This is a genomic window from Dactylosporangium sp. NPDC051485, assembly GCF_040682015.1.
Lineage (GTDB): Bacteria > Actinomycetota > Actinomycetes > Mycobacteriales > Micromonosporaceae > Dactylosporangium.
The window spans coordinates 81,001-88,713 of record NZ_JBFAZW010000034.1; the positions used below are offsets into that span (position 1 = coordinate 81,001).

Genomic DNA, 7,713 nt, shown 5'->3' on the forward strand with positions numbered 1-7,713 from the left:
GTTCGCCGGCCGACGGCCTGCGAAGATCGAGGCGTTGACGGGCATCGTTTGGAAAAACTGACGCTCGGGAATGTCAGGCTCATGGCTCTCACCAGAACGCGCCGGCGCACCGCCTCTCATGTGGGCGCCGTCGTGGCTTTCGTCCTTGTGCTGATCTTCGGCAGTCCGATCTTCGTGGACTGGGTGAACGACAACACGCGGCCCGACACCGCGGGTGGGCTGTTCCTTCGCACGCTGGCCTGGCCGGCGTGGACCTTCGACTCGCAGGCTCCGGTGCGCGACGTGCTGGCGCAGGATCTCAAGGCGATCCTGTTCATCATCTTCGTGGCGGTGTTCCTGGCGTTGATGGCCGGGGCCGAGCTCTCGCGGGCCCGGGGCACGCTGGCCGACTTCTTCAGCGGCTGGGGTGCGGTGATCTTCGCCGCCGCGCTCGCCGGGTTCATCACCGCGTTCCTGTCGGCGCACACGGGCCTCTACTACGCGCTGCTGTGGGCACTGACCGGCGCGCAGTACGGCCTGATCACCGGCTGGATCATCGCGCTGGCCCAGATGGGCACGCGCCGGCCGTAAGGCGCGCGGCGCACCAAGGCGCCCCTAGCCGCATGTTGCGCGTAGCACTCGCATGGCGTTGTCCCACGCGAGCTTGCGCAGGTCCCCGTCGGACCAGCCGCGGGCCGAGAGCTCGTCGAGCAGCGCCGGGTACGACGAGACGTCCGGCAGGCCGTCGGGAACGACCTCGGTGCCGTCGTAGTCGCCGCCCAGCCCGACGGCGTCGACGCCGGCCACCTCGCGGACGTGCTCGACGTGGTCGGCGACGTCGCGCACCGAGGTGGGCGGGCACGGGTTGGCGCCGATCCAGGCCTGGCGGGCGCGCAGGAAGTCAGGGCTGTCCCACGGCAGGGCGATCGCGTCCTCGGCCCGGGCCAGCTCGTCGCCCCAGGCCCGGCACTCGTCGGTCAGGAAGAACGGCACGAAGGTCACCATCACCACGCCCTCGGTGTCGCGGACCCGCAGCAGCACGTCGTCGGGGACGTTGCGCGGGTGGTCGCACAGCGCGCGGGCGCTGGAGTGGGAGAAGAACGCCGGCGCGGTGGTGATGTCGAGGACGGCGTGCATGGTGGCGTCGGCGACGTGGGCGAGGTCGGCGAGCATGCCGAGGCGGTTGAGCTCGCGGACGACCTCTTCGCCGAAGGGGGTCAGGCCGCCGTGGGCCGGCTCGTCGGTCGCGCTGTCGGCCCAGGCGGTGTTGTGGGAGTGGGTCAGCGTGAGGTACCGGATCCCGAGCTTGTGGAGCGAGCGCAGCACGACGAGCGAATTGTCGAGGCAGTGCCCGCCCTCGGCCCCGAGCAGCGAGGCGATGCGACCGTCGGCGCGCGCCTGCTCGACCTCGGTGGCGTTCGTGGCCAGGGCCAGGCTTCCGGGGTACCGCGCGATGATCCTCCGCACCAGCTCGACCTGCTCGACGACCTGGATCGCGGCCTGGGGCTCGGGGCGGTCGTTGGGCACGTACACGCTCCAGAACTGGGCCCCGACGCCGCCGCGACGCAATCGCGGAAGGTCGGTGTGCAGCCCGGTGCCGCCGAGTTCGGCGGCGAGGTCGAGCCGGCCCGCCGGATCGCGCACCCGCAGCCGCCAGGGCAGGTCGTTGTGCCCGTCGAACACGTCCATGCGCAGACCCTACGGCCTCCGATATGCGCGTTTTGCCCCAGACGTGCGAACCATCCTCATATGGTGGGGCAGAAGTGCCGACTACGTCGAGGTGTGGTCGACACGAGGGGGAGCCGTGGGCAACCAGCAGACCTCGATGCACCAGAAGCGCGGCAACCAGCCGGACATCTGATCCGGCGGTACCGCAATCGAACGACGTCGGCGCCCGTGGCAAGACGGGGGATCACAGGCACCGGCGGCACGTGTGCGGGGCAGGCGCGTGGCGAACCCACGCCCTGCCCCGCATGCGTTTCTAGAGGGTCTTGGTGTAGATCCAGAAGATGCGCTCGAGGCGGGCGGCGACGGCCTTGGAGTAGAAGCCGATCGGGCCGGCCCAGCCGATCTGCGCGGTGGCGTGCCCGTCGGCGCGCTGGTCGGCGAGGCAGCGGCGCAGGAGCACCCGGCCGACGCCCAGACCCTCGGCGGCCGGGGCGGTGCCCATCGGGCCGAACCAGCTGGGGCGGTTGGCGCCGTACGCCGCGAAGCCCAGGATCTCGCCGTCGCGCACGGCCACGTAACAGCCGGCGCCCTTGCGGTCCAGGGACTGCCCGACCTCCCACGCCCAGCCGTCGCCCCAGATGGCGCGGACCCAGTCGGGCGCGTCGGCGCCGGCGGCGAGGACTTTGACCCCGGCGGACTCCAGGCGCGCCTCGTCGCCGGCGGCCTCGGTGCTGGGGCGGGCCAGGTCGGCGGTCATGTTCCAGGCGGTGTCCGTGAGGTGGTACCCCGCGCGCCGGGCCAGGCAGACCGCCGGCGTGTAGCGCACGTCGATCCCCGGCCACGCGTAGCAGGGCGGGTTGCCGCCGAGCCGGACCCGATCCGCGCCGAGGCCGGCCAGCCGCTCCTCGGCGGCGCGCAGCAGGGCCGAGCCCACGCCGCGGCGGCGGGCCTCGGGGGCGACGGCGAGCAGTTCCACGTGGCCGAGGCCCGGATCGGCGTCGTTGATGGAGGCGAAGACCACGCCGGCCCCGTCTGCGTCGGCCAGGCGCACCACGGGGCGCCCGGCCGGCGGCGCGGCGAGGCGGGCCGCCAGCACCTCGGCCTCGGCCGCGTCCTCGGGCAGGTCCAGCGCCTGGGCCAGCACGCCCGTCGCGAGCGCGAGATCCTCGAGATCCACGATCATTTGGTAAACATATCTAACTGTTCGGGGCGGCTGACCTGCTTGTCGCGGGGATGTGAGGAAAACGAAACACCCTCGTCCTGGGCGTGGACGCGGATTCACCCGGGCCCGCGCCAGCGGCGGCGAGCGCCGGATTACGACAAGTCGGAGAGAAGCCGTGAGGCACCCCGCATCGCGCATTGAGCGGCGACGGAAAGCGGTGAGTTCGGACATTCCGCCTGTCGGGGTATAAATCCGATAAGTCGCGGCGCGAAGCGCCCGACTTATCGATTCAGCGTCCGCGCGCAGGAACATCGCCGTGGCACACCCGGCATATCGGCTCAGCAGCCGCACTCACCGCCCCGCACAGCAACAGCGGCCGTAGCACGCCCCGCCGGCCGACTCACCAGCCGCGACCGCCGGCCCGGAGTCGGCTCAGCAGGCGCGGGCGCCGGGCCGGGGTCGGCTCAGCAGGCGCGGGCGCCGGGCTTGGGCGGGCTGGGCGGTGACAGCAAAGGGCGGGTCGGCCCGGAGGCCGACCCGCCCGAAGCGTGGGACTGGACTCAGAAGTCCATGTCGCCGCCGCCACCCGGGGCGGCCGGGGCCTTCTCCTTCTCCGGCTTGTCCGCCACCACGGCCTCCGTGGTGAGGAACAGGGCCGCGATGGAGGCGGCGTTCTGCAGCGCCGACCGGGTCACCTTGGCCGGGTCGATGATGCCCTCGGCCAGCAGGTTGACGTACTCGCCGGTCGCCGCGTTGAGGCCGTGGCCGGCCTCCAGGTTGCGGACGCGCTCGACCACGACGCCGCCCTCGAGGCCGGCGTTCACGGCGATCTGCCGCAGCGGGGCGTCGAGCGCGACGCGCACGATCTGCGCGCCGGTGGCCTCGTCGCCGGCCAGCTCCAGCTTGTCGAACGCGGTCTTGCCGGCCTGCACCAGGGCCACGCCACCACCGGGGACGATGCCCTCTTCGACGGCCGCCTTCGCGTTGCGCACGGCGTCCTCGATGCGGTGCTTGCGCTCCTTGAGCTCGACCTCGGTGGCCGCACCGACCTTGATGACCGCAACGCCGCCGGCCAGCTTGGCCAGGCGCTCCTGCAGCTTCTCGCGGTCGTAGTCCGAGTCGCTCTTCTCGATCTCGGCGCGGATCTGCGAGACCCGGCCGTTGATCGAGTCGGCGTCGCCAGAGCCGTCGACGATGGTCGTCTCGTCCTTGGTCACGACCACCTTGCGGGCGCGGCCGAGGAGGGACAGGTCGGCGTTCTCCAGCTTGAGGCCGACGGTCTCGCTGATGACCTGACCGCCGGTCAGGATCGCGATGTCGGTCAGCATCGCCTTGCGGCGGTCGCCGAAGCCGGGGGCCTTGACGGCAACCGACTTGAAGGTGCCGCGGATCTTGTTCACCACGAGGGTCGCCAGGGCCTCGGCCTCGACGTCCTCGGAGATGATCGCGAGCGGCTTGCCCGACTGCATGACCTTCTCCAGCACCGGGAGGAGGTCCTTCACCGCGGAGATCTTCGACTCGACGATGAGGATGTAGGGGTCGTCGAGGACGGCCTCCATCCGGTCGGTGTCGGTCACGAAGTACGGCGAGATGTAGCCCTTGTCGAAGCGCATGCCCTCGGTGAGCTCGAGCTCGAGGCCGAAGGTGTTGCTCTCCTCGACGGTGATGACGCCTTCCTTGCCGACCTTGTCCATCGCCTCGGCGATGATCTCGCCGACCGTGGAGTCACCGGCGGAGATGGAGGCGGTGGAGGCGATCTGCTCCTTGGTCTCCACGTCCTTGGCCAGGTTGGCCAGCTCGTCGGCGACGGAGGAGACCGCCGCCTCGATGCCGCGCTTCAGGGCCATCGGGTTCGCGCCGGCGGCGACGTTGCGGAGGCCCTCGCGGACCAGCGCCTGCGCCAGCACGGTCGCCGTCGTCGTGCCGTCACCGGCAACGTCGTCGGTCTTCTTCGCGACTTCCTTGACCAGCTCGGCGCCGATCTTCTCGTATGGGTCCTCGAGCTCGATCTCCTTGGCGATGCTCACACCATCGTTGGTGATGGTGGGCGCGCCCCACTTCTTCTCGAGGACGACGTTGCGACCCTTGGGGCCCAGCGTCACCTTGACGGCGTCGGCGAGGGTGTTCATGCCCCGCTCGAGACCGCGGCGCGCCTCTTCGTCGAACGCGATAATCTTGGCCATTCGGCGTTGTCCTCCTGGACACTCACGATTCGCCTCGACCCACGCGGGGTCGGCGGCTCACCGCCTGGTTTCGCACCCTGCGAGGACCCAGCGGGATCCCCGGCGGTCGGGCCGGATGAGCCCGCGACGACCAGCCTCCCGGCGGTTGCCCACCGGAGGACTGCACCGTCCCGACCATTGGCACTCGCCTGACGCGAGTGCCAAGTCCTTGTTTAGCACTCTGGCCAGTCGAGTGCAAGCAAACCAGGGGTGACGGGCAAGGTGGGGGGCAAGATCAACCCTAGCGGCCGAGGACCCGCCATCGGCACAAAACGCCCCAAAGTCCAAAAAGAGGCCCGGAAATAGACGCAGGGCACCGTTCCTCATCTATGAGGACGGTGCCCCGGTGTGGGCGAATGCGGACTTTGATCAGGCGAGAAGGCGCACCTGCTCCGCCTGCGGGCCCTTCTGCCCCTGCGCGATCTCGAACTCCACGCGCTGTCCGTCTTCCAGCGACTTGTAGCCGTCCATCTGAATCGCGGAGAAGTGGACGAACACGTCCTGTCCCCCGTCGACCGCGATGAAGCCATAGCCCTTCTCGCTGTTGAACCACTTGACGCTGCCCTGTGCCACGGTGCACTTCCTCTACTTCGGTCCTGCTGCGTCACTCGACTGGCTGTGGGGACCAGCCCCCGGGTCTTCGACCACAGCCGCCGGTTCCGGGGGTGGCTCCGGCGAAGGAACGACGACCGAACCGCACGGTACAGGAGTTACCCCTGCCCCGACAGGCCCAAATCGGACAGCAAGGTCACGAATCAAGCAGTTCGAAAAGGTCGCCGAGCATGCCTTCTCTTGCATGGTCAGACATCGCCCGGCGACTACGTGTTAGTAAGTAACAGGGTTAGACGTGACGGCGTGACTGAACTACCCGGAAGCGTCCCGTCACGTACGCCCCATCGGTCAGCGCGGCATTGGCGGCAGGATTGGCGCCACTGGCGTGGAAGTCCGAAAACGCGGCCGACTGGTTCACGAAGACCCCGCCGGTAAGGTTGACTGACAAATGCACACCAGCAACTAGTGCGGCCTCTTCCATGGCGTCCAGGACCTCCTCCGAGGTCGAATACACCGAAGCGGTCAATGCGCCCTTCTTGCCGACGGTGTCGGCGAAGATCCGCAAACTGCCCGCCGTGGAATCGGTTCCAACAACGAAGGAAATGGGCCCGAACCACTCCGTGCCGTAGGTCTGCGCGTCGTCGGCGCCGAGCTTGCGGATGAGCGGGGTGCGCACCGTCGCGCCGGCGTAGGTGGGGTGCGAAACGTCTGAGGATTCCAGCACCGAATCGCCGAGCGTGGCCGCCTTCTCCAGCCGCTGCAGCACGCCGTCGTTGACGATCGCGCCGGTGAGCTCCACGCCCTTGGCCGCGTCCGCGGTGAGTTTCGCGACCGAGCCCGCGATGCCCTGGGCCACCTCGTCGAGGCTCTTGTGCCCCTCGTCGGTGGCGATGCCGGCCGCCGGGACGAGGATGTTCTGTGGGGTGGTGCACATCTGCCCGGAGTACAGCACCAGCGAGAACCCGATGTTGCGGCACATCCCGGCGAAGTCGTCGGTGGAGTCGATCACGATCGTGTTGACGCCGGCCTTCTCGGTGTAGACGACGGCCTGGCGGGCGTGGGCCTCCAGCCAGTCGCCGAACTCGGTCGAGCCGGTGAAGTCGATGATGCGCACCTCGGGGCGCAGGGCCAGCGTCTTGGCCAGCCCCTCGCCGGGCGCCTCGGCGGCCAGCAGCACGAGGTTGGGATCGAAGCCGGCGTCGGCCAGCACCTCCCGGGCGATCCTGACGGTGATCGCGAGGGGCAGCACGGCCCGCGGGTGCGGCTTGACGATCACGGGGTTGCCGGCGACCAGGGACGCGAACAGGCCGGGGTAGGAGTTCCAGGTCGGGAACGTGTTGCAGCCGACGACCAGGGCGGCCCCCCGCGGTACGACATGGAAGCTCTTCGACATGTGCAGCGTCTGCCCCTTGCCGGCCGGCTTCTCCCAGTCGGCGGTGGCCGGCGTGCGGGTCATCTCCCGGTAGGCGTAGGCGACCGCCTCCAGCGCCCGGTCCAGGGCGTGCGGCCCGCCGGCCTGGAAGGCCATGACGAAGGCCTGGCCGGTGGTCGCGTGCACGGCGTTGGCCAGCTCGAACACGCGCTTGTGCAGCCGGTCGAGGATCTCCAGGGCGACCCCGGCGCGGGTCTGCGGGCCGGCCGCCCGCCACGCCGGCATGCCCCCGGCGAGCGCGGCGAAGGCGGCATCGAGATCCAGGTGGGGGTACCGCACGTCGAGCGCGACGCCGAACGGCGAGCTCTCGGTCGACACCCAGCCGGCGATGCCGGGCTGCTCCTTCAGGGGGAAATCGGCGCCCAGGTACGCGCGGAACGCGGCCTCGCCCTCGGCGGCGGCGTGCTCGCCGTAGATGCGGGGGCTGGGCGACTCGGGGTAGTTGGACCAGTACGCACGCTCGGCGATCGCGGTCAGCGCCCGCTCCAGCGTGTCGGCGTGGCTGGCGAACATGGGGTGTGAGTTCTCCATGCCGCAATCCTGCCATCGCCGGCCTCGGGCAACCGGGCGAAGTTATAGCGGGGCCGCCGACCCCTAGGGCCCGTTTCATAACTGGGGTGGGAGCGAGGCGGAGTCCAGATTTCGTCTGGTGGTGGCCCGCGGGAGCCAGGCTACCGGTGTTGTAACCGGGCTTCCGC

Annotated in this window: 6 protein-coding genes; 1 reads left to right on the forward strand and 5 read right to left on the reverse strand. The window is 70.0% G+C overall.

Annotated elements, in window-relative coordinates:
* Positions 1-132 precede the first annotated feature (132 nt).
* Complete coding sequence (locus AB0M46_RS20965; RefSeq protein WP_363338292.1) at positions 133-570, forward strand: hypothetical protein; 438 nt, start codon at positions 133-135, stop codon at positions 568-570.
* A gap of 24 nt (positions 571-594) precedes the next feature.
* On the opposite strand, the gene AB0M46_RS20970 is transcribed toward AB0M46_RS20965, so the two are convergent.
* The 5 genes from AB0M46_RS20970 to paaN all read right to left on the reverse strand — a co-directional run bounded on the left by AB0M46_RS20970 (position 595) and on the right by paaN (position 7,546).
* Positions 595-1,668, reverse strand: a complete 1,074-nt coding sequence (locus tag AB0M46_RS20970) for a dipeptidase (RefSeq protein ID WP_363338294.1) — start codon at positions 1,666-1,668, stop codon at positions 595-597.
* A gap of 292 nt (positions 1,669-1,960) precedes the next feature.
* The gene (locus AB0M46_RS20975) at positions 1,961-2,830 is read right to left on the reverse strand and encodes a GNAT family N-acetyltransferase (protein ID WP_363338296.1); all 870 of its coding nucleotides are present in this window, start codon (positions 2,828-2,830) and stop codon (positions 1,961-1,963) included.
* A gap of 539 nt (positions 2,831-3,369) precedes the next feature.
* Positions 3,370-4,992, reverse strand: a complete 1,623-nt coding sequence (gene groL, locus AB0M46_RS20980) for a chaperonin GroEL (RefSeq protein WP_363338298.1) — start codon at positions 4,990-4,992, stop codon at positions 3,370-3,372.
* 408 nt (positions 4,993-5,400) lie between these two features.
* Positions 5,401-5,604, reverse strand: coding sequence for a cold-shock protein (locus tag AB0M46_RS20985; RefSeq protein WP_363338300.1), 204 nt, complete (start codon positions 5,602-5,604; stop codon positions 5,401-5,403).
* Between the two features lie 268 nt (positions 5,605-5,872).
* Positions 5,873-7,546 carry a phenylacetic acid degradation protein PaaN gene (gene paaN / locus AB0M46_RS20990; RefSeq protein WP_363338302.1) on the reverse strand — a complete coding sequence of 558 codons (1,674 nt, stop codon included), beginning with the start codon at positions 7,544-7,546 and terminating at the stop codon, positions 5,873-5,875.
* Positions 7,547-7,713: the final 167 nt, after the last annotated feature.

Coding starts and splice junctions, on each gene's coding strand:
- AB0M46_RS20970 (WP_363338294.1), bottom strand. CDS start 1,668: ATGGACGTGTTCGACGGGCACAACGACCTGCCCTGGCGGCTGCGGGTG.
- AB0M46_RS20975 (WP_363338296.1), bottom strand. CDS start 2,830: ATGATCGTGGATCTCGAGGATCTCGCGCTCGCGACGGGCGTGCTGGCC.
- groL (WP_363338298.1), bottom strand. CDS start 4,992: ATGGCCAAGATTATCGCGTTCGACGAAGAGGCGCGCCGCGGTCTCGAG.
- paaN (WP_363338302.1), bottom strand. CDS start 7,546: ATGGAGAACTCACACCCCATGTTCGCCAGCCACGCCGACACGCTGGAG.